Below are 25055 nucleotides of genomic sequence, written 5' to 3' on the forward strand. Positions count from 1 at the left end.
TGGGAGGATCACCGGGGATAGGGCGAATTATCCGTATGCCGCTCGCCGGGTTGGGATCGATTCGATCAGCAGGCGAGTGTAGGGATGTTTGGGCTTAGCGAAGATCTCCGCGACGGTTCCATCCTCGACTATCCGGCCGGCGTACATGATCATCACGCGATCACACGACTCAGCGACGACAGACAGGTCGTGGGTGATTAAAATGAGCGCTAGGTTAAGCTGCGATCGCAACTTCCCCAACAGCTTGAGGATCTGAGCCTGTGTGATGACGTCGAGCGCCGTGGTCGGCTCGTCACCGATGATGATCGAGGGGCGACATGCGAGCGCCATGGCAATCATCACTCTTTGACGCATACCGCCCGACAACTCGTGGGGATAGGCAGTGCCGCGATCCGTCGGAATGCCGACGAGTTCTAGAACCTCCCGTGCCCGCGCGGTCGCCTCGGCACGCGACATGCCGAGCTTCAGGATGCATGGCTCGGCGATTTGCTTGATAATGCGGTGAACGGGATTGAGCGCATTCATCGCGCCCTGGAAAACGACGGACGTCTCGGTCCAGCGATGTGGCCGCATCGCCGCATCATTGTCGATCGACAGCAGGTTACCACGATAGCGCACTTGGCCGCCGCTGACCCGTGCATTGGGCGATAGTAGACCAGCGATCGCCATGGCGGTGGTAGTCTTGCCACTGCCCGATTCACCGACGAGGCCAACGGCCTCTCCAGCCTGGAGCGCGAAGCTCACGCGGTCGATCGCTCGCAATGAAACGCCCTTGAGCCGATACTCAACAGAAAGCCCGTCGACTTCCAAAAGCGATGCCTTGTCTTGGGAGAGGTTTGTCATGGGATCACCCTCTGCCGTGGATTGAACGTGTCGTCGAGGGCATTGCCGACCAGGACGAAGCTAAGGGAAACCGCGAGGGCGCACAGCCCGGGGGCGCCGAGGTACCACCAAGCTCCGGTACTGGCCGCACCGGCGCGCTGAGCGAGCGAAAGCAAAGTGCCCCATGAAGGCTGCAATGGGTCGCCAAGCCCGAGGAACGAGAGCGACGTCTCGACATAGATTGCGCCAGCGACGACCAGCGCACCATTCGCTGCGATTTGCGGAACGAGATTGGGGAGGATATGCCGCACCATGATGCTCAAATTGCTGCTGCCCACAACTCGTGCGCGATCAATGAATGTTCGCTCCTTAAGCGATAGTGTCTGACTGCGAACGATACGGGCGACAAACGCCCAGCTTGTTATGCCGATGACGACAAGGATCACGAAGAGGGAAGGACGGAAGCCGAGGATTTCTCTGCCCCGCCCCATTACTTCGAGCACCACGGGTGTGATGACCAGCGCAAGGACGAAGGACGGCATGACGAAAAAGAAATCCGTCAGCCGCATCAGCCAGACGTCAACTCTGCCACCGTAGTAGCCAGCAATGATACCAACCGTAGTGCCGACGACGAGGCTGATGACGGTCGCCAGCAGCGCGATCGTGAGCGATATCCGGGCACCATGGACGACCAGATTGAGCACGTCACGCCCCACCTCATCGGTCCCCAGCAGATGCTGGCTTGATGGTGGAACGAGGAAATCACCAGTTGCGGTGGCTACGGTCTCAAGTGGACCTACGAGGATATTGGGCACAGCAGAGAGGACAAGGAAAAACACCAGACACAACAGGCCGAGCTGAGCCCCGGCGTGACCAAGAAGATTGGATAGAAAGCTCTTGATCGCTCTCGCCCGGCTACGCGAGGAATATCGCACGATACTTTCACTCATTGCCGGATTCGCGGATCAAGAATGCCGTAGGCAAGATCGGCTAGGAGGTTCGCGACAACGATCGATACACCAAGCAACAGGAATATCCCTTGAAGAACTGGGTAGTCCCGCGCGTTGAGCGCTTCGACCGTGAGACCACCAATTCCCGGCCAGGCGAAGACGGCTTCGACGGTGATCGCACCAGCGACCACGTAGCCAAGATTGAGAGTAATCAAGGTCACGAGCGGCAGCATTGCGTTACGAAATGCATGGCGCATCAGCATCTGACCGTTGGTAAGTCCCTTGGCGCGTGCGGTCACCATGTAGTCCTCAGTAACGACGTCACTCATCGCTGCACGCGCGACCACAACGTATTGCCCGATCAGCCCAAGGGCTACCGCGGCGACCGGAAGTGCGAGATGTCGCAAGTAGTCTAGGATCTTATCAGTTGAACCTATGCTAGCGCCGGGTGAATAGATGCCATAACCCGGAAACCACCCCAATGCCGTGCTAAAAATGACTACTAGTACCATAGCAAGCCAGAAAGACGGCGTAGAATAGAGCGCTAGAGATGCTCCCATGGCGATACGGTCGACAGCTCCTCCTCTGCGCCAACCCGCATAGAGCCCAAGCATGACACCGCATAGCATGGCGATTAATTGGGCCAAGCCAACCAGGGCGATGGTGGCCGGCAAGCGCTCCCAAATAAGGTCAGAGACAAGTCTACCCCTGAACTTGAAGCTGTAGCCGAGATCGCCATGTAGAGTTGCCGACAGGTAGTCAAGTATCTGGTCCGGGAAAAGCGGCCGGTCGAGTCCCCAGTTCTGGCGCTGCGCCTCGATCCGTTCAGCGGACACGCTCATCCGAGCACCGCCAAGCAGAAGCGCTGCAGGGTCACCGGGAATGACCCTGAACAGGACGAAGTTCAGTGTGGCCACCATCGAAAGAGTTATGGCCGCCCTGATCAGGACATTCCCAATGCGGCTTGTTCGCCCTTCCTGTGCGTTGCCAGCCACGTTAGATCGGCCTCAACCGATCGAACGGGAAATAGCTCCAATCCGATATCGCGTCCTCCGGTCCCCAGCCCTGGAAGCAGTCCTTACGATAGGCACCGAGCGTTAAGGGGTGACTCAGAATGATATACGGCGCCTCAGCATAGATGAGGCGCGCTGCCTGATCGACCAGCTCCTGGCTCCTCTTCAGGTCGACGGTACGGTCGACCTCAGTCAGGAGCGCGTCGAACTTCTCATTTGTCCAGTACGATCTGTTAGTGAGGCCGATGGACTTGCTACTGCCCAAGACGAGCAGGTCGTGAGGCGAGGAAGACAGCCAGTTGCTGGCGATTAGCAGATCCCAGCTTCCGCCGCCGTCCGTCGGCGCTGTCGTGCGGGCTGTGAGCGCACCGGAATCGAGCTGGGTCACCGACACGGGAATGCCAATTTGTCCCAGCCAGCCCGCAACAAGCTGCACGGCTGCAATCGGAATCTCGCTCACACCCGAAGCCTTTCCTGTGATTAGCTCAAGCTGTAAGCTCTTTCCCTCCTTGTCCTCCCGGACACCATCGCCGTTCGTGTCCCGATATCCGGCCGCGTCTAGCCGACGACCCGCCTCGGCTAGATCGAAGCGGCGCCTGATGTCGCTTAGGTCTGAGTAATAGTCGGCGGCTACCGGCATCACAATTCCGACACCAGGGTCTGCGTGCCCGCGGTAGGCGCGATCCACGATCGCTTTCTGATCGATCGCATAGCCGATCGCGTCGCGAAACGCTGGATCCTGCAGGGCCTTGGTGCTGCCCGCCCCCTTCCCGGAGGCCGTATTAAATGCCAGATAGTCCCGCTGCTCCACGCGAGATTCATAGACCCCGATATCGCTCTCCTTCGAGAAGGCAGCCCACTGTGCGGTTGTCACGCCCCCACAATCGAAGCTCCCACTCTTCAGACCCTGGGCAATTGGATCCTGCGTGGTGAAGAAGTGGATAATCATCCCGGCCGTCTTCGGCTGCTCAGTGCGAAAATACGCGTTTGGCGTAAGGCGCACAAATTGGCCTTGCTGAAACTCCGCAACGATCATAGGCCCAGTTCCCACCAGCGGCGGGTCGTTGCGAAAAGTGCTGCGCGCATCCGCGTAGCCGATGTCCTTCCAAACGTGCTCAGGGACCATTAGAACGAAGTTGTCAATTGGCCAGCGCGTAGGAGCCTTGGTCACGATCCGCAGAGTTTCGTCATCAATGGCCGTAACGGATGCGACTTGTTCCATGCCGTCTGTGCTGTTTTGGCCAATATTCAGCTCGTCTGGCTTGCCCACGGAGCCAAGCAGATAATTATAGGTGAACGCGGCGTCTCTGGCGGTGGCGGGTTGGCCGTCCGACCACTTCATGCCGGGCCATACCTTGATTGTCCAAGTGAGCCCGTCATCAGCAACGGCCCACGCCTTCGCAAACCCCCTCCGGTCAGGGTGTCGCTGGGCGTCAACGCCGACCAGCGAATCGTAGGACAAGACAAGCGGCCAGAACGAACTCCAGGTGGCGAATGGATTCATGGAATCGGGAGCACCCATCGAGCCGACACGCACAATATGGTCGCTACAAGACGAAGCGAACGCCCTTGAGTTAATGACCCACGGGGCAACCGATCCCACCAGCATTGCTTTGACGACCGCACGGCGATTCATAGACCACATCATTCTGGTCCTCCTTTAAGCCTCGCCACGCCGCATTCCCGCACCTCGTCGCGCCCATTTGGAACTGATGGCCAGCGCGTGCACAAGGTAATTGGTGTGGCGGTTCCCCTTTATAGTCTTAAGTTAGATTTCTTCGACAGCTGCTGAATTGGCAAATAGAGACTCGATATAATCGCCATCTAATAAGTAGATGGCTAACGACTCTCCCCGCCCAGATGGACGCTTTCTGTCGACGGTGCAGCTCTGAAAATCGCACCTGTTGATTCCCCGGTAATCGACCAGCGCTGCCGCCAAAGACATTCTGCTTCCAGCCCCGCAGGTCCGCACGAAGTGATCCGTGCGGATGCAGGAGGTGCTCGAGGCCGAGATGGACGAGGGCGGCCTCAACGAGGAAATCCGCCGGCGCACCTGTGTCGTGCTCATCTTTCCAAAACATAGAGATGCCGCCCCCGTCAGGACATTGGCTGTCGAAACCAACGAAAACGGATGGCGCCAACCGCTAGATCAACATGGACGATCTGCGTGAGCACAAGAAACATGCTCTGCGCCAAGCCGCGCGACCAGCACCATGGCTGTCCCATTTTACTGATGGGGTGGATGCCAGCCTTCTCCGACGGCATCGCAATGTGCCAAGTTGGTGGTGTTAGCGCCACGCAAAGGAGAGGCAGGCATCGATGGAAAAGTTACTATCATTGGGGTCGATCTGGGAAAGAACGGCATTCAGCTGCAGGGGGCGGCAGCTGATGGATCGGTTGTATTCCGCAAGAAGCTGTCGCGCCTGCAGTTTTGCAAGTTCATGGCGAGTCAACCGGCATGTGTCGTGGCAATGGAAGCGTGCGGCAGCTCCCACTACAGACCTGTCAGATGGCTCGGCTTGGCCATGAGCCAAGACTGATTGTCCCGGCCTATGTCCCAAACCGTCCGTCAAGCGGCAGAAGAACGACGTCGCCGAAGCGGAGGCGATCGTCGAAGCAGCGCAACGACCGACAACGCGCTTTGTCGAACCGAAGACCAAGGAGTAGCAGTCCCGGGCTATCGTGTTTCGCACCAGAGAGCAGTTCGTGAATCAGAGAACCGAATGGGTGAATGCGTTGCGCGCGCACCTCTAGGAGTTCGGTTATGTTGTTCCGCAAGGCATCGGCCACCTGCCACGTCTGGCAGAGATCGTCGAGGACGAGAGTGCAGACCTGCCGGATCTGGTCCGCGACATCTGCAGCGCTCTTGACCAAATCAAACAGTTGAGCAGCCGTTTCGCGGCATTGAAGAAGACGATCGACATGCTGTCCAAGCAAGCTGCAACATCTCGGCGCTTGCAAACCATGCCCGGTGTCGGCCCTATTGCTGCCCTTGGCATTTTCGCCACCGATGGAACCCTTCAAGTGCGGTCGCGATTTCGCCGCCTGGCTCGGGCTGGGTCCCTCGGCAGAAGTCAAGCGGCGGCATAGGCACAAGTGTCCCGCGCGGGCGCGCCGCGAGACACATAGCGCTTGCCCCTTTATTCGCACCGTCTCTTGGTGGCACGCGGATTGCATAGGACTCCGTGAAGGCGAGCGCGGATAAAGCGGGCTGTTCCCTCGAGAAAACAAATCCGAGCGAATGAAGTGCAGAACCGAACCATCAAGGAGTACGTCATGCGAGTAGCCGTCGTCCGGAATCGTGATTTTACAGGCGTGATCAACCGATTCGGTCAGCCTTATCCACAGCCCCCGCAGCCTTGGCCGCCCGGCGAGACAGTCGAAAGGGCGGTGGCGGCACTGCAAGATGGCGGCCATGAAACGCTTTTGTGTGAAGGCGACAAAGGACTGCTCAATACGCTCGAGCGCTTCATGCCACCCGATCCGCAAGCCCGCCCTTCAGGATTTGTTTTCAACCTGGCGGAGGGGATTCAAGGAGATTACCGTTTCACGCACGTTCCGGGCATGCTTGAGATGGCCGGCGTTCCATACACCGGATCGAGCCCACTCGGGCATGGACTGACGGACGACAAAGTTATCAGCAAGACGCTCATGCGCAGTTGCGGCGTGCCGACGCCGAACTTTCGCATCATGCGCTGCGGCACCGACAGCACCGGCGATTTGCGATTCCCACTTGTGGTGAAGCCGCGCCGTGAAGACAACAGCTTCGGTTTGCAACTCGTGCATGAGCCCTCTCAGCTGGCGCAAGCCGTCGAAATGATCATTGGGCAATATGGGCAGGATGCGCTAGTGGAAGAATACATCGATGGGCGGGAAATCCATGTCGCGCTGCTGGGAAACGGAAAACCCGAGGTGTTGCCCTTCGCAGAGATCGACTTCGGCGAACGCGAAATTGGCCTTTTGACTTGGGAAGCGAAGTACCTGCCTGCCGAGCAGGCGTCGACGATTTGCCCGGCGCGAGTCGGGAGCAGTCTTGCGACTTTGCTGCGGGATATTTCGATTGCAACCTTCCGTGCCTGCGAGTGCCGGGACTATGCACGCCTCGACGTCCGGATCGACCGCTCCGGCCAACCCTTTGTGCTGGAGATCAACACGATGCCTGGGCTCAGTATGCAATCCGAATATGTCCTAGCCGCAATCGCCGCTGGGCACAGCTATTCGAGCTTGATCAATCGCATCCTTGATGTGGCCCACAAGCGGTATTTCGGGATCGGCATCCCGTAGCCGGTCACGCGTCGAGTCGGCGCCCACTCGGTGCCCCATCAGCGTGGCAGCCGAGACGTCGCCAACCGATTTCGGTGCTGCGCCGAGTGCGAGGCGGCGGTGATGACGGCGGTCGACATGAGATGTTGGTCGCAATGCTCGACTGCAGAAACTGACCGCGATCTGGAGTGCGCTCTAGGGTTACACCGATCGGGCTGCGGTTTTGCTCGTCTGCCGGATGTGTTAATCCTCGATCGTTGCGGGCCGGGAGCCGCTGGACGCGGCCTGGCGGCGGCTTTCTGCGCTCGATTGCGGCGCAACGGCGACCGTCGGGGGGCATCGATCGCGCGGGCGATGGCGTAGCCGACGATCATGCGCGACCAGACGTCGAGAATGACGGCGACGTAGACGAAGCGGGCCGGTAGCGCGGCATAGGTGATATCGCCGACCTAGAGTTGGTTGGCAGGTCGGGACAATGTCCTTTTGCCAGATTGGAGTAGATCGGACTGCTATGAATGCTGTCGGTCGCGGCGACGAACCGGCGTCTGACCTTCGGTTGCAGGCCGTGATCGCCCTAGAAATTCCAGCTCCTGAGCCTGCTTGCCGATCAGCTGCGGCGATTCGCGCCTCATTTCCGTGATCAGAGCGGCCGAAGCCGTATGTTCATCGAACCACTCCACCTGCCTCTGCCAATCCAGACAAGGATCAGGGTGCGGGTGATGTCATGCCGTTCCCCCAAATGTGCAGCGTCTCGCCCGACAGATTTTCCTGCACGGCCAACGCTTAAAGGTGACGCTATAACTACGATGTCTTGCCATCGCTCATGGTCGACGTCGACTGACAGGCGTCGCTTGAGGGAGCTGGCGACCCGGCCGCTGGTGCCCATCGCGACGCCGTGAAGACTTTCACTCGCCTATCCAGATAAGCGCCTTCATCCCGGTCCTTCACTATTTCTGCGAGGGTCCGCTGATTGGTTTCGAATGATTCGGTCCACGCCGCGCTGGTGAATAACATTCGGCTCAGCATCACCGTGTCGAAAACAGGCAGCCCAGTCAACCGGCGTATGATCGGGGACACCAGAGGGAATGCGGTACATTCACACAGAAAAGCCGCGATGTGCGGATATCTCCTTCTCAGTCGCGTGACGCACGCCGTGACATCGTCCTCGATTTCAGACACTAGCGTGCGCCGCGGCGGGCGCTGCATTTCGTTATCCAGGAGCTTTCCACCTTCGATACCGCCGACCACTATCCGCGCACGCTCGGCCGGGTCGTCGATCCCGAATAGGCCTTCGCTGCAATGCGTGGAATCGGCAGTCAGTACCGCGAGCTTGGCGCCGGGTGGAAGCTGACGTAGCAGGGTCGGTATAAGCAGGAGACTTGACAGCGCCACGGGTACGTTCACCGACGCGGCCACCGCTGCCTGATGTCGGATGGCGAACCCACAGTTGGCGATCACGGCAACGGCGCCCCGTTCGACCAAGCGTTGCGCTGACGTGACGTAGGCCGGTTCAAGCGACGGATCGCCTCGGATGACGCGATCCGCCCAAGCACCCTCCACTGTCTCGATGATGATCGGAAAGTCGTAAGTATCTGGATTGAGCAGGGAACCGGGATACGTTTGCGGAGGTTTCTCGCCCGGCGCGAGCCCGCGCTCAAGCTCGAGAAAGCCTAAGGAGGCAGGAGGTCTATGTGATGTCACGCGGGGAACCTCGAGCAGTATTCTATATCATCATCATCGGAGGCAGCGCCGCCCTTGCGGGTGGTCACGTGCCCATGTGATCGCACTTGTGCCGGCCGGTCAAATATCGAATGCAGGCGGCACCATCGTGAGGCCAGATGGCTTTCCCGGCGACGTCGCGGCTGTCTCCCCGCAGCAAACCAGCCGCATATCTGCATAGCGACCGTTTCCCGGCATCTGCGGAGCGTCATGCGCGTTGGCGGCATCCGGCCGAAATAACGTCTGTATGTCCGGACGTGAGCTCTTACGGAATCGATTCTGTAATTCTGTGATTCAATCCGGACATGCAGATCGGCTACGCGCACGTTTCGACGGCCAGAACTTGGACCTGCAATGCTCTGATGCTCTGATGCGCGCCGGCTGCGAGTAGATCTTCGAGGAGACGCAATCCGGCCGGACCGGCAACAAGCGTCCCGCGCTCGAGGTCGACAGCTTGGGATCATCCAGACCGCTCATGACCTGCAGCAACGCGGTCCCTACCCGGCTTAGTGCAGGAGATAACTCTCTGCCCGGGATCCTGGAGGGACAGGCATAGATACTTCAACTCGGTGTAGTCCTCGAGGCCGTACTCGAACCTTCGCGGCCGATGCCGGACTGCTTGATGCCACCGAACGGCGCAACCTCGGTGGAGATGAGCCCCGTGTTGATGACGACCATGCCCTATTCCAGCGCCTCGGAGACACGGAAGATCCGGGATGCATCGCGGGTGTAGATGTAGGACGCGAGACCGAACTCGGTAGCGTTTGCGCGCTTGATGACCTCTTCTTCCGTATCAAATCGGAAGAGAGGCGCGACCGGCCCAAATGTCTCTTCGCGCGCGACCTTCATCTCCTGCGTTACATCGGTCAGGATCGTCGGCGTGAAGAACAGCCCACCTCTTTCGTGCGGTTCGCCGCCGGCGACGACTTGAGCACCCATTGCACATGCGTCGGCAATGTGCTCCTTCACTTGGCGGCGGCCTTCTCCTCGATGAGCGGTCCGATCGCCACGCCTTTCTCGAAGCCGTCGCCGACCTTGAGGCTCCTGACGCGCTTCGTCAACGCCGCCGCGGCGGCATCATTGATCCCGGACTGCACGTAGAGGCGGTTGGCGCACACACAGGTCTGCCCGGCATTGCGGAGTTTCGACAGGATCGCGCCTTCGACGGCAGCATCCAGGTCCGCGTCGTTGAAGACGATGAAAGGGGCGTTGCCGCCGAGTTCGAGGCCAAGGTTCTTGATCCGGCCGGAAGCCTGCCGCATCAGCGTGCGGCCAACCTGCATAGAGCCTGTGAACGTGATCTTGCGAACCTTGGTGTTCTCGCAGAACGCCTTGCCCACCATGACCGCGTCCTTCGAAGTGATCACCGAGAACAGTCCGCCCGGCAGTCCCGCGCGCTCGGCGAGCAGCGCCAGTGCCAGCGCCGAGAGCGGTGTCTGGGCGGCGGGCTTGGAGACGATGGCGCAGCCGCAGCAAGCGCTGGCGCCACCTTCCTCGCTAGCATCTCATCCGGGGAGTTCCACGGGGTGATCGCACCGACCACGCCGACCGGCTGGCGTATTACCATAATGCGCTTGTCGTCCTGATGTCCGGGAATGACGTCGCCGTAGGACGCTTGCTTCCTCGGCGAACCACTCGACGTAGGACGCGCCGTACAGGATCTCGCTGCGCGCTTCGGCGAACGGTTTGCCCATCTCGGCGGTGAGGACGGCCGCGAGATCGTTGGCATTCGCGACCATGAGGTCATGGAGGGCGCGCAGGACCCCAGCTCTCTCCTTGCCTGTGCGTCGGGTCCATTCCCGTTACGCGCGGTGCGCGGGGTCGATGGCCTGCTCCACCGTATCCCTTCCGACATCGGGGACCGACGAAACGACCGCGCCGGTCGAGGGGATTGGTCATGTCAAAGCGACGTCCGCCCGAAATCCATTCGCCGGCGACATAGGCGCGTTCGATCAGAAGAGAAGGAACGGCCAGTCCCTCCGGCATCATGGTAAGTACACCCATACCCAGAGCTCCACTTTCAAGTCTTGTAAGTATTCAGCCGCCAGGCGGATCAGATCATGAATGAGCCGCCGTTAACGTCGAGCGTGACACCCGTGAGGAAGGCAGCGTCTTCAGATGCCAGGTAGGCGACCGCAGCGGCGATGTCGTCACCGGTGCCCAGTCGGCCGACAGGAATGCTGGCGACGTAGGCCTGGTTAAGTTCGGCACCAGCCGCGGCAGCCATCGGAGTTTCGATGCGACCCGGCGCAATGGAATTCACCGTGATGTTCGCTGAGCCGACTTCAACCGCAAGGGTGCGGGCAAGGGCCATCATGCCGGCCTTTGACGCGGCATAGTGTGCTCCTGCAATCTCGGTTTTCGTTCGGCCGGCCACCGATGCGATGTTGATGATCCGGCCCCATTTCGCCGCCCGCATGTGGGGAAGACAAGCCCGGCAGCAGAGGAAGGCGCCTGTCAGATTTACTTCGAGAACCTGACGCCACTCCACGGCGAGCATCTCCTCAACCGTTGCCTTCCGTCCGCCGTGTTTCGGAGAGATTCCCGCGTTGTTGACCAGGATGTCGACCCGCCCGAATCGAGCCGATGTAGCCTGGACCATTCGCGTGACATCAGCGTCTGTGGACACATCAACGCGCACCGCCAAGGCCCGCCCAGTACAGTCCGAAGACAGGGTCGAAATGCTGGCGTTCAGGTCACTCTCGGAGAGGTCCGCCAGCACAACATTGGCGCCGGCGTTGAGAAACCGGGTGGCGATCGAAAGTCCGATGCCCCGCGCGGCGCCTGTCACCAGAGCCACCTTGCCGGCGAATGCGGTCGCGTGCGAAACCTGGTCCACGACCTACTTCTCCTACACTGTGGCGACGGGTGTCAGCGGCAAGCCGAACGAGCCGGGCAGGCGCAGAGGCGGAGCGGTAAGGAAAAACCGGCTAAGGTTATGATCTCTTAGCCACGCAGCCAAGTCCGATAGATACCAGAGCTCGTCAAGGCCAAGCTTGAATAGACAATGCTGGTGCAGCGGCAGGCCGGCGCAGTGGTCGCAGCCGTCCGGTACGCGATTCGGATACGCCTCCACCGCGAAGTTGTCGGCAACCAGCGCGGCGATACCGCAGTCGTCGATCCACCGGAGCAGCCTGTCGTCCCGCCCCTCTAGTACGGCGCAGGCATTGTGCAGAACACGCGGATCCGGGCTGCCGTCCATGTCGACAACAAGTTTGGCGAATCCGGTGTGAACGCACAGTATGTCGCCCGCCTCGACTTTAACGGACTGAGTCTGCATAGCACGCACTAGGGCATCGTAGCCGACCAGGGTTCGGTCCCGTCCATAGATCCTGCCTAGGTCAAGCAGCACGCCCCAACCTTGGACGCAGGTCTCGGCGAACTTGTCGATGCCTAATCGGCGCGCGCGAGCTCCGCCTTCGGCATCGGGTCCAAGAACATCCGTGCCGCCCCTGAAGCCATTATAATAGACGATCTCAGCGGTGCCGTCATCGTCGGTGTTGAAATGCTGCCCGATGTGGCTAAGGGCGTCCCACTGCGTCGAATATTGTGTGAATAGTGTCACGCTGTCATCGCAGGACGCGTCAATGTAATGAGTGTTCTCCAGATATAGGGGATAGTTCACCGCCGGCAGTCCCTGCTTGCGTATCGCCACATGACGACGCGGCGGCTTGCGGTTCGGATTGAGCGCAGTCCCGCCGGGGAGATCCAGTGGCAAGCTGAGGCAGAAAGCCCGGCCGGTCCTGATCTCGGCGGCCGCTTTCAGTCGGATGTCATCCGTGATCAGGTTGAGGCGCCCGACTTCGTCGTCGGCGCCGAACAGGCCCCGGTTTGCGCCTTCCGGCTTATTGTTCCATCGGTTGCCCACGTAACGCCATTCCGCTCAGTGATCCAGGGTCCCGGCAAACAGCGAAATCGGAGGATGCGCATCGGGATCCGTCATCACCTCGATGAGTGTCGGCCGCTCGGCGACGAGGGCTCGCTTGAGGACCTCCGGCAGAGCCGCAGCGTCCTCGACTCTTATCCCTTCGCAGCCACAGGCGCGCGCAATCGCCGCGTGATCAACCGCTGCAAAATGGCAGGCTGTGGTATAGGCCCCAAACTTCACGGTTTCTGCGTCCTTCTGGAAGCCGAGGATGCCGTTGTTCAGGACGACGACCGTCACCGGAATTCCCATGCGGACCATCGTCTCCAATTCGGCCCAGGAATGGGCAAAGCCGCCGTCCCCGACAAGCGCCACAACAGGTGCCGAAGGCCGCGCGACTTTTGCTCCAATGGCGAGCGGAAGGCCCCATCCGAGCCCGGCGAGCCCACGGGGTGTGAGGAAGCGCGTCCCTTCCCGTGGCGCTCGCAGATGACCGACGACCCACATCGATGAGTAGCTTGCATCAGCAGTGATGATCATCTCTGGCTGGAGCAGATTCTGCAGTTCCGCCATCACGCGTTCTGGCCTGATCCCTGCGGTTGCCTGCTTTAGAAGGGGTGCCCTGACCGTCTCGAACTGGCGCCAGGCATCGGCAATCCGCTCGGCCAGACCGGGGCGCGCCTGTGACCTTGCCTTGAGATCTTGGGTCTTGAGGGCCTGCGTGAGTGCTTTGAGGGTTTCTGCTGCATCCCCGACGAGGCGGACTGCCTCGTAGTTGCGCCCGATCTCCTGCGGGTCAAGGTCGATCTGGATGATCCTTGTACCCGGACGAATGAGGCGCCAGCTGTCGGTGCCGTTCTGGTTGTTTCGTGTTCCAACTTGCAGGATCAGGTCGGCATCCTCGACCAAGCTCCGCGTGAAGCGGCCAAGCGATGTTGGCCCTACGAGGGATCCGAGCACGCCGAATGAAAGGGGGTGGAATTCATTGACGGCACCCTTCCCCATGTTCGTCGTGAATACAGGGAGCGAGGCAAATTCCTGAAGGTTCGCCAGAGCCGATGGCGCGCCGGTGGAAAGGGCGCCCCCACCCGCCATGACCACCGGGCAATGGGCTTTCGCGATTAGGAAAGCCGCTTCGGCAATGCTGGCATCCGACGGCCGGGTCCGGTCGAGGGGCCAGGCGCTGAGGCATGCCTCGCGCTTGTGGGCGCTGGGCTGGGCTGTCTCGCGGAGCAGGTCAGCCGGCAGTAAAAGGACGGCAGGCCCCGGCCGGCCACTCGCCGCAGCCACGAACGCGGCGTCCACGTAGTCGTCAACCCGATCCGCGGTGCCAATACGGCGCGTCCACTTGGCGCAGGATGCGAAAAGCGCCAGGTGATCGAGTTCCTGAAAGGCATTCTTATCCACCTGCAGTCGCTCTACCTCCTGAATGAGAGCCACCACGGGGATGCTGGCCTTCAGGGCCTCGGCCAGCGGTGCAACGAGCAGTGCCGCTGCTGGACCGTTCTGGGCGGTGACCACCGCGACCTGTCCCGAGGCCCTCGCGAAACCATCGGCCATCGCACCACCCATATTCTCCTGGCGGTAGGCGATTTGACGGATTCCGATTTCCTCCGCAGCGAGGATCACGGCGGAAGGAAGGCTCTGACCGAATATGAACTTCACGCCGTGGCGCGACAACGCACGAGCGATTGTTACGGCAACGGTAGGTTCGATTTCTGTCATCGTGTTTCTTCCTATAGAGTTCTGAATGGTCAGGCGCAGAGTGACCGCGGCCCCAAGGCGCGTAACATGCCGTGCGGTTGACACGCTGGCACTGCCCGGGAGCCCTAACGAGTAGTGCGGATTCAGACCGCGGCGAGCATGCGGGCTGAGGCAGCTTGCATTCTGGATCTTGACCGCCACCAGATGAAGTACATGGCGACGAGCCAGAGCACGGGCAGAAGCATCAGCAGCGACGCCACCGCGGCGACGGTGGGGTCGATTTCATGCCGGATGTTTTCCCACATCTTTAAGGGAAGCGTGCGTATGGATAGACCGCTGACGAGCAAGGATATGACCACTTCGTCGAACGAATGGAGGAACGCAAAAACCGCCCCGCCGAGGATGCCTGGCCGGATCAAAGGCAGAGTCACCCTCATGAATGTCCGGAACGGCCCGGCCCGCATGCTCTTAGCGGCTTGCTCAAGACTAATGTCAAAGTTGGCCAGCGTTGCCGCGACGACAACTACGACATAGCTCATAGCGCCAATGCTGTGCGCCAAGACGATGCCTGTCTTCGATCCGACTAGGCCGAAGGATACCAGACCAAGGTAGGCTGCGATGCCGACCACGATCACCGGAAAGGTGATCGGTGCTAGGAGGACCAACGTGAGCACGTTGCGCAGCATTGGCGCGCTGCGACTGAGTCCATAGGCGGCCAGCGTGCCGAGTATGGTCGAGATTATGGTTACCGAGATTGCAATTTCGAAACTGCTCAGCGCGGCCCCGTTCCACGACGGATCGGCAAAAAACGAACGATACCATTGCACGGAAAAGCCGGATGGAGGGAATTCCAACTGCGTTCCGGCGCTAAAAGACACGATGATCACCACCACGCCCGGGAAGAGGAGAAAGAGTAGGGTGAATATGACTACCGTGATCCCTATGAACCTCCACACATGGGTGGCGTCGCCAGCGCGGTAAAGATGCATGTTCCAGCGACGCGCCCGCCGAAGCGTGCCGAGCTCAGTGAGATGTCGCACCAAGGCCCCCGCTGCGGGAAAACGGTTTCGCCGATCCGACGCAGCATTGCCTTTGGGGCCGGCCGGATTGAGTCTGAGGACGGCGAGCACCGTCATCGCGATCGCGAGGAGAATAAATGACGCTGCCCCTATCCGGCCGAGATTGAATGAGCTTTGCACCTCAGCCGCGATGAAAGTCGAGAGCATGGCATCGCGCAGGCCACCAAGGGCTGCGGGCGTGATGTAGAATCCGAGGCTCAGGATGAAGACGAGCAACGCACCACTGCGTAAGCCGGGCAGACTGAGCGGTAAGAACACGCGCCAGAAGGCCGAGAACGGACGCGCGCCCATGCTGCGCGCGGCTGCCACTTGCGACTTATCGATGCCGAGCATCACGCTCACTAGCGGCAGGATCATGATCGGCAACATGATGTGGACCATGCCGATATACATGGCCATACGGTTGTAAATCAGAGGCAGAGGACTGGTGATGACGCGCAGATCGAGCAGCAGGTTATTGATAAGGCCGCGGTCACCTAGGATCATGACCCAGGCGTAGGTTCGGGCCAGCGAACTCGTGAGATACGGGATCAGGACGAGGATGACCAAGACAGACCGGACCTGCTTCGAAGCAGCCGTGATCAGGTAGGCCGTCGGGTAGCCGATGATAGCGCAGATGACCGTGGCTACGATGCTTACCTCGATGGTCTGGATGAGGACGCGAACGTTCGCAGGATGCACGAAGAACGTCACGTAATTGACGAGGGAGAGCGCGGGGGCGTTGATGCTGTTTAAGAAGAGCTGGACGATCGGTATGGCAAAGACGAGTAGCAGGAGGCAGAGCGCCGGAAAGGTCAGCACAACAGAGGCCCGCGTAAGCTTTTGTAAAGTCAACATCTGCGAGTCCCCTGAGATCACGTCGTGACGAAGCGGATGTCCGATCTCAACCAGTCGAGCTGAATGGTGTCCCCGATCTGGAAGATCTGACGCCCCGCGGCGACGTGTTCGCGTATGACCACGTCGTTATCGCCGACAGCCACATGGTATCTTCGCAGCGGGCCGGCATAGATCATATCGGTCACGGTGCCGGCGACATGCTGGCGCTGATCGGCGTCGGCACTCTTCGTGGCGCCAGGGGCGGAGATCCGTATACGTTCCGGCCGGATCATCGCGACGGTGCCGTCCGGTTGCGGCGTATCCGACTCAACAGCGAATGACGGATCATCGAGGATGTTGGCGTCCCCAAGGAAATTCGCGACAAACCGGGAGACAGGACGGTCATATAGCGCCTCAGGCGTGTCAGTTTGCTCAATTCGTCCAGCGTTCATCACCACGATCCGATCGGAAAGCGTGAGCGCCTCCTCCTGGTCGTGTGTGACACACACCGTAGTGATTCCGAACTCTTTGTGAAGCCCCTTGATCTCACCCTGCATTTGCTCACGCAAGTTACGGTCTAGTGCTCCCAACGGCTCGTCTAGCAACAAGATTGGAGGGTCGGCTATGAGGGCCCGGGCGAGCGCCACGCGCTGCTGCTGCCCACCGCTGAGCTGTGATGGCATGCGGTCACCCAAGCCGTCCAAATGGACACGTGACAGGATGCGTTCGGCTCTCGCGGCCCGCTCAGCCGACCTGATGCCGCGCATCTCGAGCGGAAATTCAAGGTTGCGGCGAACGGTGAGGTGCGGGAAGAGCGCATAGCTTTGGAAGACGACGCCCTGATCGCGCCGATAGGAAGGTACCGAGGCGACGGACTTCCCAGCGATGCGGATATCACCTTCGGTAGGCGCCTCGAACCCCGCCAGCAGCATGAGTGTCGTCGTCTTGCCAGAACCGCTCGGACCAAGGATCGTGAGGAACTCGCCGCGCCCAACGGTCAACGACAGGCTCCTGACCGCAATGACCTGACCGTATAATTTGGTGACGTTCCGAAATTCGATTTGCTCGGAAAGAGCGAGTTTCTCCAATGGTCTATCCTTAGCTAGCGGATGCAGCGTTCTGACTGGTGCATTCATGTTCGTCACTCCAAGCCGAACGATGACGTGCTGGTTCGGTGCGGCACGTCATCGGTAAATGCCGTCGCAAAAGGCCGACAGGGGCTTAAAGCAGGATCCACTCGTTCCAGCGCTGGACCAGCTTTTCGGTGTTCGTGAGCCCGTCCGATCCCTTCTCGGCGTACCATTTCGAGTCGATTAGCACACTTGACCTCAGGTAGTCGGGGTGGCTGGCCAGCGAGCGCCCAATATCTTCCGGTAGAACCTTGAACGCGTTGAGGTTGCTCGGGCCGAACGGCATGAGTTGTGAAAATGCTGCCTGACGGTCGGCGCGCGCGGTAAATGCGACAAACTGTTGCGCAGCGTGCGCGTTAGGAGACCCCTTCACAATCTGCCAGTAGTCCCAAGTTATTTTCGCCTGGTTACGATTAATTTCAAGCGGTGCTCCCTGCTTGATCAACGTGCCGGCCCTACCATCATAGGCATTTACAAGATCTACTGCCTTGTCATGCATCATCTGCTGGATTTCGGACCCTGTTCCCCACCATTTGCGAATATCGGGCTTTATTCTGTCCAAACTTTTGAAAACACGATCTAGGTCCATAGGATATATATCCTTTGGATTTACGCCATCGGCGAGAAGGGCTTCCTCCCAAGGGCCTTCTGAACCATATTGGCCGCTGACAAGACTGCGGACACCCGGGAAACTGTTCACGTCCCAGAATTCCGCCCATGTGGTCGGCCGCAGCTTACCCGCTGGGAATTTTTCGGTATTGTAGACCATGACGAACGCATAAACTACGTTAGCTACGCCAAACGGCTGCTTTGCGAAGTCGGCGAGCCCGTCTAGGTCTTCATTCCTGTAAATAGAATAATCGATCGGCTCAAAAAGACCCTTTTGGGACAACTCGAACGAAGATCCCTGGTTAGCGGTGACAACATCGACGGTGACGTTATTCTGCGCAACCATCATCTCGATCGATGCCCGGTCGCCCTGATCGGTAATCGGGGTCATCTTAATGCCTGTTTCGGCTTCAAATGGTTTTACATAGGCCTCAATCATCGCCTTTCCGGTATCGCCACCGTAGACAAGGACGCGCAGTTCGCCAGGAGTCTGCGCCGATGCCTTGTTACTGGCAATGGAAGGAAGTGCGCCGGCAGCCAAGGCGGTTGATGCTGCCTGCAGGAAACGCCTGCGGTTAATGATAATAGAGAAGCTCATGGCCATTCCCCTTTTTTAATGTTGAGCATAATTGAATATGCAATTTTCGCCGACCCAGCGGACGGCCGCAATCGAGACTTCGCGAAGTGATCTACGTGGCGGTGCCGACGCGGTCCTGTCCTGCGCGTTTCACGGTCAACTGAAGCATCTCTCGCCGTTCAGCCCGGTTCACGAGCCGTAACCCGACAAGTCAGGCCGCCAGAATCTTCTCGACGAGGGTTACCCAATAGCCCACGCCATACGGGATCGCCTCGTCGTCGAAATCGTAAGCGGGATTGTGCAAGCCCGGCGTCGAGCCGTTCCCCAAGAGGATGATCGCGCCCGGCCGCGCTTCCAGCATGTAGGCAAAGTCTTCGGATCCCATCGAAGGCTTGACGTTGTCGTTTACGGCGTCATGGCCCACGAGGCCGCGGGCTGCGGTGATCGCGAAATGTGTTCCGGCCGTGTGATTGAATGTAAGGGGTTCGAGCCGCCGATGCCTGAACTCAATTTCCGCGCCCATCCCGTGGGCCACGCCCTCGGCGCATAACCTGATCTGCCGCTGCGCCAGATCGCGCACGGCGGAGGTCAGACTCCTGACAGTCCCACCCATTTCGACCTGGTCCGCGATGACGTTGTAGGCTTGGCTCGCCGTGAACTTCGTGACAGAAACGACGAGGGCGTCAGTGGGGTCGGTGTTGCGGGACACCACGGTCTGGAGGGCAACGATGATTTGTGCGGCGGTGACCACAGGGTCGACAGTCCTGTGGGGCGAAGCTGCATGCCCGCCCCTCCCCTTGACGATGATGTCAAACTCGTCAAGCGCCGCCATCATACCGCCCTCCCGGATGGCGAACTGGCCAATGTCAGTGCCGGGTGAGTTGTGCAGGCCGTAGACCTGGGAGATGTTGAAGCGCTCCATGATTCCTTCCTGGACCATCTTCAAAGCACCTCGTCCATCTTCCTCGGCGGGCTGGAAGATCAAAGCCGCTGAGCCTTTGAAGTTGCGCGTCGCGGCGAGGTGTTTTGCAGCCGCCAATAGCATCGCGGTGTGGCCGTCATGGCCGCACGCGTGCATCTTGCCGGGTATCCGCGAGGACCAGGCCTTGTTCGACGCTTCCAGGATCGGCAGGGCATCCATATCGGCGCGCAGTCCGATCGTCGGCCCCTCCCCGCCCTCACCCTGGATCAGGGCAACCACGCCGGTCTCGGCGATGCCCGTCTCGATGTGATTGATACCGAAGGAGGCCAGCTTCTCAGCAACGAACTTCGCCGTATTGTGCACCTCGTATCCCAGTTCCGGATTCTGGTGCAGGTAGCGGCGCCATTGCGTGGCTTCTTCCTGGAGATGTCGGAAAGTGTCGACGCTGTACATCTATTAGTTCCCAGCTTTTTCTGTCCTAGTGCCTTATTTAAGCGAGCATCATTCCGCAGCACGATTTCGTCAAATGCCTTTTGTGTATCATCGACATCTAGTAACGAGATGGACCCGAGGCTCGCTTTTCAGCACAGAGGTCGGTCCCGGCCAGCACATGCTAGGTCGCCGTGGGGCAAGTCGGTTACGGAACTGACCCTTGGATGTCTGCGTCCTCGCGCGTCGGCCCGGCCCACCGAATTAAGATCGTGAGGCCCTCTCTGACCAGATCATCCATGACAGCGTGGACCGCGGCCTCGGCGATGGCACTAGTCACGGGGCGGCGGAAGCTAGGATTTCCCTCCGACATCGAGCATAATCAGGCTGCGATCGAAAAAGGGTCCGGGAAGCAGCGTCATTGTCGCAAATCACAGCATCGATGATCGCCGTCAGGTGGCTAGGGCAATTGTTTGGTCGTGATCGATCTTGTTTCGTAGGCGACCGGGGTTGTCCCTCCGGAGATAATGAAGTCGGCCATGACCGGGTAATTTCAGCAGGGAGAAAGGGAGCGCGTTGAATGCATGTCCCCCTGCGGGCCTAGGCATGAAGAGGTCGTTGCCTTCGAGGCCGCCCAGTCCCGCTGACGCGTTGGCAAATTGGTCGTGGTTTAAGGCCGGGGCGAAGAACGTCGCCAATCGGCGAGGGACGCAAAAAGCCATTGTCGCGCTTGCCAGAAGACTGGCGGTGATCATGCCTCGCACGTGGCTGGACGCCACCGAACTTCGCTGGAAACGGCAAGACACCATGCTTGCGGCCACCTGACCCAATTGTATGGACCGGCTGCTGATCGCAAGTGAGGCGTGGAGGATAGCGGAAGTCGCTCATATGTATCCGGCCCTTTTGGTCGGCTCGCGTGTCATGGCCTTGATGGGGAATTCGCACGCACCGTTAATCTCATTAGCGGATAGGTTGCCAGGCAACCATTTGGGTCAAACAGATTCCGGGTGCGTTCATATTCGCTCCATGCTTCTCGCGCACTGGGGGGTGGCGGTTTAGATGGCCGTCACCTCGTTTCGGTGCTGCCGAATGTCCAGCCATTGCGCAGCACGGTATTGCCGTGCTGCCCGGCGCGAGAGCACTTCGCAACTCGCAGTTCGCAATCCTGGAGAACCGTGCCGACGAGATATCGCCGCGCATGAGCGATCCGATCGTTGGACTCTACGAGGACTGGCTGTGGCTCGACGAGCTCATCGAAACGGTCAGCCAGGAGATCGAGGAGATCAGCCAGAACGAGGCGAACTGCCGTCGCCTGATGAGCGTGCCGGCGTCGCGCCGATGATCTCCTGGTCGCGGCGATCGGCACAGCGAAGCCTTCGATCGCTGTCGGGACTTTGGCGCTTCAGCGATAGCCAGTGCCGTGGCGAGCTTGCTGCGATGAAGCCGCGGCGCGGCATTCTGCAGCCATGCGCCGAAGCTGGCCGCCTGGATTAACAGAATTCGCAGATAAGCGGCTTCCTGGTTTTGAGATGCGGCGGACAGTCGGCTTCCCTCCGGTACTGTATTGCCGTGGCACGAGGCCAAGCCATGCGCCTGTTCGATGAGGAAGGCACGGATCTGGAAATCGTCGCGGTGCGCCGCGAGACCAGCCGCGATCGCAGCCATCGGGCTCGTAGCTCCATCAAAGCCACGTCGCGCACGCGATGACCTGCCGGCCAACACGACCGGCCAGTCCCCCGCGGCACAGCCGAAGCCAAGTCAGGACGAGGAGATGGTCGCCAACCGATCGAACAATCGAATAGGACATGAAGCACTAACAAGCTTGACCGCAATCGCTCCAGAAGCCATCGCAACTAGTGTCACCTCAAATCCGCCAACTGGCGGACAGAAGTCCTTCGGAGGGAGTTCGCTACGGTCCACGTGCTGATCGCATCATTGAATCAGACGCCGAACAGATCTTTCCGCCATTCTTCTAATCCCAAGAGCCAATCCGGAGAGAAGCAAGACCCTCCGGAGGACATCAAAACGCCGGCGATTCGGACAACTTAGAAGCGCCTGACATCAACACGATCGAATAGATAGGCGACCGGACACGATTGCCCGTTCAGATTTCGAAGATCTTCCGCGGCGTGTTTGTGATTACCTCAGCGCCGGTGCCGGCGACCCGGAATGTCTCGCTGATCACGTAACCGAAGTCGTCCTCAATCCAGTTGCCCAGCATCAAATGAAAGGTCATGTTCGGCTTCAGCTCAGTCGTGTCGCCATCCCGGAGGCTTGCAGTCGGTTCGAGCCAGCCAATGCCGTGCGCGTAGCCGCAGCGCGTTTCCTTTTCGAAACCGTGTTTGCGGAGCGTCTTGTAGAACGCGTTGGCCACTTCGCTGCACGTTGATCCCGGCCGGACTGCGGCGAGTGCCGCCTCAAGGCCTTCGACCTGGGCCTCATGAATGCGGCGCAGGCGTTCGGACGGGGCGCCGATCGAGAAAGTACGCATGAGGCCCGCGGAATATCCATGGCGAGTGCCGCCGAGTTCGAGATTGATCTGGGACCCGTCGCGGAACACGTCCCCCGTCCACGGAATGTGACAGGTACCTATCCGAGGCGAGGCGCAGAGATAGAAGGCCTTCAGCGCCGTTCCCGGCTTTCCATTCGCTCCCCGGATTAACGCCGCCGCGATCTCTGCCGCCGCGTCGGCTTCCGCTACACCGGCACGTATGACTTCGCTGGCGCGCTTCATCGCGGCGTCGGAAATGGCGGCGGCTTCCCGCATGACTTCTATTTCGAGATCGGATTTGACTAGGCGGAGCCAGCTGACAAGCTTGGTGCAGTCTACAACGCGAGCCTCAGGCAGCCGTGACTTGAACTTTTCCGATGTCGCTGCAGGCAGGCTCGACATCTCGATACCCAGCCCCCGTTTCGCGAGACCAGCTTCATTCAGGAAGTCGATGACGGCATCGTATCCGTCGTTGGCTAGATTGCCAATGAGCGCTTCCGGGTAGCCGATGATCTTATCCTGTTCCATGAAACATTCGTACATGGCCGCCGGCGCATCGCAACGACGAAGGATGAATGTCGGCTCCTCAGCCACCCCGTCAATCACAAGCGCCTGAGGAACATATCCGGACGGCGTGGTATAGCCTGAAAGATAAGTGATATTGGAAGCGTCCAAAACGAGCAGTACGTCCACGTCGCGTCCCTCCATTTCAGCCTTCACGGCGGACAGCCGGCGCAGGTATTCAGTGCGTGGAAATGCCTGTACACCCTTTGGGATCGTCATGAGTCTACTCCATTGATTTTTGAGGTTTGCATTCGCGCAACAATGACACAGCCTCCGCTAAGACTGGCCAGCACAATCCGGTCGCTGAGGCTTGATCGTCCTGTGCTTGTTGTTCAACTCGCGGCTAGAGAAGTCAGACGATTGAACGCCCAGCGGCCATGGTCAAATGCAGTTTCCATATCGACGTCATCTGGCTGCAAGATGTCTCCGAGAGACTTGTTCAGCAGGTGGCGGCCGCCTGATCAAGCGAAGCCTAGCTCGCGCAAAGCCCCTTTGGAGCGCAGGTAATCAGTCGCCACTCACGATCGTGTCGCGGAAAGCAAAGCACGAGGCTTCTGTGAATCAGCAAAAATCAACCGATCGCGATTCGCCACGGATCGCAAAGTATAGCTATGGCTCCGCATCTCTTTCGTGCTCTCAATCGCACCAATGTTCGGCAACGATCACTCTTTGGCTGGGACATCTGCGCTGGTGCGGAGAGACGAGGAACCGATTATTGTTCCTGTTCAGTCGGAAATGGTGTGATCGACCAGTCGATTAGGTCGATGGCTTGCTGGAGTATCGACTTTGTCCGAGAACGGTTGGATGAAACGGCGATAATGTACCCCATGGAGTCTCGGTAATCGCCCTTCCTGATGATCGGCGTCTTGGGCTCAACATAAAATTTGACTTCGGCGACACCCGGTACAGCAGCAGCCTGACTGCCGCCATGGATCCAATCGAGGATGCCATCGCGATCAGGAAACAATGAGCGCCAGGCCGCGATATGTGAATGGCTTTTGCGCAGGTTACATTCGCGACCGATGACAAGCTTGATGTGTTCGGTGACGAGGTCGACTCCGTAAGCCAGATGAACCGGTTGAGGACCACCACCAAGCCGCGGGTTGACTTCAATAACGACTGGACCACGTGTCGTCCATCGGAATTGGATACTGGTTGGCCCCCAGCCAAGGCCGAGAGATCGCAAGCAACTCAGCGAAACATCGGCCATAAGTTTGTACTCGTCATCAATGAGCGGGGCTGGGAAGGTTCCTTCACTACAGACGAAATGCGGCTGGCCGCCATATACAGCAGCCTCTATCCCAACGATTTCATTTCCCATTGCGTAAGCGCCGTAGTCTGGACCATTCGCGTATTCTTCAACAAGTATCCTCGGTGAAGATCGCCAAATATGCTTCCCACCCAATAGGTAGGTGGTATGTTCGGCTAACTCATCGACGGTGCTGCATAATCGCACACCGATGCTGCCGCTGCCTATGACTGGCTTCAGAATCACCGGCAGGCCGATCTCGGCGGCAGAGATTTCAACCTCCGCTGCATTCGCTGCTAAGCGATAAGCAGGTATTGGAATGCCGGCCTCCGCGAGGAGCTGACGTTGAGTAAATTTGTCGCAGCATTGTTCAATCGATGCGGGGTTCGGTCCCGGTAGATCGAAATGCAGGCAGAGCTTGCCAACTGTCGCGTAGATCGACTCGTCGTCGCCCGCAAAGCCAGTAATGCCAGCAATGTCATACGTCGCACGTAGCCGCGAACATTCGTGAATCAGCGCATCGAGATTGTCTGTATCGACACGGATTGTCTCGACACTTTCCGCCGCAAGGTAGTCATACCGAGCAGGATCAGCCGACAGGGTAATTGGATGGTAACCAAGACTCTGGGCCGCTTGGACGTATCGCAGACCAATTCCCCTATGACCTTCAACTAGGATAAGCGCTCTCGTTGCTCTTGGCATCCATTTCTCCATTGCGAGCTGCGGCGGTCCGGGCGTAAACAGGGTATTAGCCTCTTTCAGCGCGCCTGACCTCAGATTTAAGATGAACCTATAACCTTCAGGGACTTGCGCTCGCAAAGATTCTATAAATTTATTTGAAGCATTTGTTGCA

Annotated in this window: 16 protein-coding genes and 3 pseudogenes; 2 read left to right on the forward strand and 17 right to left on the reverse strand. The window is 59.2% G+C overall.

Annotated elements, in window-relative coordinates:
* Positions 1–27 precede the first annotated feature (27 nt).
* From EOA32_RS04195 to EOA32_RS04210, 4 genes are read right to left on the reverse strand one after another with little or no spacing between them, the layout of a single operon-like run.
* The gene (locus tag EOA32_RS04195) at positions 28–843 is read right to left on the reverse strand and encodes an ABC transporter ATP-binding protein (RefSeq protein WP_281013027.1); all 816 of its coding nucleotides are present in this window, start codon (positions 841–843) and stop codon (positions 28–30) included.
* Entirely contained in the window at positions 840–1772 is a 933-nt protein-coding gene (locus tag EOA32_RS04200; RefSeq protein WP_126080661.1) for an ABC transporter permease, read from the reverse strand. The genes EOA32_RS04195 and EOA32_RS04200 overlap by 4 nt, the downstream gene beginning before the upstream one ends.
* Positions 1769–2767 (reverse strand): ABC transporter permease, encoded by a 999-nt coding sequence (locus EOA32_RS04205; protein ID WP_281013029.1) that lies wholly within the window; start codon positions 2765–2767, stop codon positions 1769–1771. Before EOA32_RS04205 ends, EOA32_RS04200 begins: the two co-directional genes overlap by 4 nt.
* Before the next feature lies 1 nt (position 2768).
* A complete protein-coding gene (locus EOA32_RS04210) occupies positions 2769–4433 on the reverse strand; it encodes an ABC transporter substrate-binding protein (protein ID WP_245467327.1) in 1665 nt (554 codons plus the stop codon).
* Positions 4434–4812: 379 nt separating this feature from the next.
* Between EOA32_RS04210 and EOA32_RS39185 the strand changes: the two are divergent.
* Positions 4813–4933: pseudogene (locus EOA32_RS39185) on the forward strand (IS256 family transposase); the annotation flags it as partial.
* A 402-nt stretch (positions 4934–5335) separates the two neighbouring features.
* Here EOA32_RS39185 and EOA32_RS04215 read toward each other — a convergent pair.
* Complete coding sequence (locus EOA32_RS04215; protein WP_126080660.1) at positions 5336–5809, reverse strand: hypothetical protein; 474 nt, start codon at positions 5807–5809, stop codon at positions 5336–5338.
* A 252-nt stretch (positions 5810–6061) separates the two neighbouring features.
* Between EOA32_RS04215 and EOA32_RS04220 the strand changes: the two genes are divergently transcribed.
* Positions 6062–7069 carry a hypothetical protein gene (locus tag EOA32_RS04220; protein WP_126080659.1) on the forward strand — a complete coding sequence of 336 codons (1008 nt, stop codon included), beginning with the start codon at positions 6062–6064 and terminating at the stop codon, positions 7067–7069.
* A 780-nt stretch (positions 7070–7849) separates the two neighbouring features.
* On the opposite strand, the gene EOA32_RS04225 is transcribed toward EOA32_RS04220, so the two are convergent.
* The 12 genes and pseudogenes from EOA32_RS04225 to EOA32_RS04285 all read right to left on the reverse strand — a co-directional run bounded on the left by EOA32_RS04225 (position 7850) and on the right by EOA32_RS04285 (position 24904).
* Positions 7850–8749: a hypothetical protein gene (locus EOA32_RS04225; protein WP_245466449.1), complete on the reverse strand. Its 900-nt coding sequence runs from the start codon at positions 8747–8749 to the stop codon at positions 7850–7852.
* Positions 8750–9314: 565 nt separating this feature from the next.
* A pseudogene (locus EOA32_RS04230) lies at positions 9315–10756 on the reverse strand (NAD-dependent succinate-semialdehyde dehydrogenase); the annotation flags it as partial.
* A gap of 64 nt (positions 10757–10820) precedes the next feature.
* On the reverse strand, positions 10821–11606 hold the full coding sequence (locus tag EOA32_RS04235; RefSeq protein ID WP_126080658.1) for an SDR family NAD(P)-dependent oxidoreductase: 786 nt from the start codon (positions 11604–11606) through the stop codon (positions 10821–10823).
* 12 nt (positions 11607–11618) lie between these two features.
* Positions 11619–12635, reverse strand: a complete 1017-nt coding sequence (locus tag EOA32_RS04240; protein WP_126080657.1) for a cyclase family protein — start codon at positions 12633–12635, stop codon at positions 11619–11621.
* A 15-nt stretch (positions 12636–12650) separates the two neighbouring features.
* Positions 12651–14357, reverse strand: coding sequence for an acetolactate synthase catalytic subunit (locus EOA32_RS04245; RefSeq protein ID WP_126080656.1), 1707 nt, complete (start codon positions 14355–14357; stop codon positions 12651–12653).
* 122 nt (positions 14358–14479) lie between these two features.
* Positions 14480–16252 (reverse strand): ABC transporter permease subunit, encoded by a 1773-nt coding sequence (locus EOA32_RS04250; RefSeq protein WP_126080655.1) that lies wholly within the window; start codon positions 16250–16252, stop codon positions 14480–14482.
* A 17-nt stretch (positions 16253–16269) separates the two neighbouring features.
* Positions 16270–17367 (reverse strand): ABC transporter ATP-binding protein, encoded by a 1098-nt coding sequence (locus tag EOA32_RS04255; protein WP_126080654.1) that lies wholly within the window; start codon positions 17365–17367, stop codon positions 16270–16272.
* 85 nt (positions 17368–17452) lie between these two features.
* Positions 17453–18568 (reverse strand): ABC transporter substrate-binding protein, encoded by a 1116-nt coding sequence (locus EOA32_RS04260; RefSeq protein ID WP_126080653.1) that lies wholly within the window; start codon positions 18566–18568, stop codon positions 17453–17455.
* Between the two features lie 190 nt (positions 18569–18758).
* On the reverse strand, positions 18759–19922 hold the full coding sequence (locus EOA32_RS04265) for a M20 aminoacylase family protein (protein ID WP_126080652.1): 1164 nt from the start codon (positions 19920–19922) through the stop codon (positions 18759–18761).
* 1197 nt (positions 19923–21119) lie between these two features.
* A pseudogene (locus EOA32_RS39630) lies at positions 21120–21489 on the reverse strand (transposase); the annotation flags it as partial.
* A 513-nt stretch (positions 21490–22002) separates the two neighbouring features.
* The gene (locus EOA32_RS04280) at positions 22003–23172 is read right to left on the reverse strand and encodes a Xaa-Pro peptidase family protein (protein ID WP_126080651.1); all 1170 of its coding nucleotides are present in this window, start codon (positions 23170–23172) and stop codon (positions 22003–22005) included.
* 493 nt (positions 23173–23665) lie between these two features.
* Entirely contained in the window at positions 23666–24904 is a 1239-nt protein-coding gene (locus tag EOA32_RS04285) for an acetyl-CoA carboxylase biotin carboxylase subunit family protein (RefSeq protein WP_126080650.1), read from the reverse strand.
* Positions 24905–25055: the final 151 nt, after the last annotated feature.

The sequence above is a fragment of the Mesorhizobium sp. M1A.F.Ca.ET.072.01.1.1 genome, assembly GCF_004023325.1.
Taxonomy (GTDB): domain Bacteria; phylum Pseudomonadota; class Alphaproteobacteria; order Rhizobiales; family Rhizobiaceae; genus Mesorhizobium.

Excerpts from the sequence above, each read along its gene's own strand:
- EOA32_RS04195 (WP_281013027.1), bottom strand. The coding sequence starts at position 843 with ATGACAAACCTCTCCCAAGACAAGGCATCGCTTTTGGAAGTCGACGGG.
- EOA32_RS04200 (WP_126080661.1), bottom strand. The coding sequence starts at position 1,772 with ATGAGTGAAAGTATCGTGCGATATTCCTCGCGTAGCCGGGCGAGAGCG.
- EOA32_RS04210 (WP_245467327.1), bottom strand. The coding sequence starts at position 4,433 with ATGATGTGGTCTATGAATCGCCGTGCGGTCGTCAAAGCAATGCTGGTG.
- EOA32_RS04220 (WP_126080659.1), top strand. The coding sequence starts at position 6,062 with ATGCGAGTAGCCGTCGTCCGGAATCGTGATTTTACAGGCGTGATCAAC.
- EOA32_RS04245 (WP_126080656.1), bottom strand. The coding sequence starts at position 14,357 with ATGACAGAAATCGAACCTACCGTTGCCGTAACAATCGCTCGTGCGTTG.
- EOA32_RS04250 (WP_126080655.1), bottom strand. The coding sequence starts at position 16,252 with ATGTTGACTTTACAAAAGCTTACGCGGGCCTCTGTTGTGCTGACCTTT.
- EOA32_RS04255 (WP_126080654.1), bottom strand. The coding sequence starts at position 17,367 with ATGAATGCACCAGTCAGAACGCTGCATCCGCTAGCTAAGGATAGACCA.
- EOA32_RS04260 (WP_126080653.1), bottom strand. The coding sequence starts at position 18,568 with ATGAGCTTCTCTATTATCATTAACCGCAGGCGTTTCCTGCAGGCAGCA.
- EOA32_RS04265 (WP_126080652.1), bottom strand. The coding sequence starts at position 19,922 with ATGTACAGCGTCGACACTTTCCGACATCTCCAGGAAGAAGCCACGCAA.
- EOA32_RS04280 (WP_126080651.1), bottom strand. The coding sequence starts at position 23,172 with ATGACGATCCCAAAGGGTGTACAGGCATTTCCACGCACTGAATACCTG.
- EOA32_RS04285 (WP_126080650.1), bottom strand. The coding sequence starts at position 24,904 with ATGCCAAGAGCAACGAGAGCGCTTATCCTAGTTGAAGGTCATAGGGGA.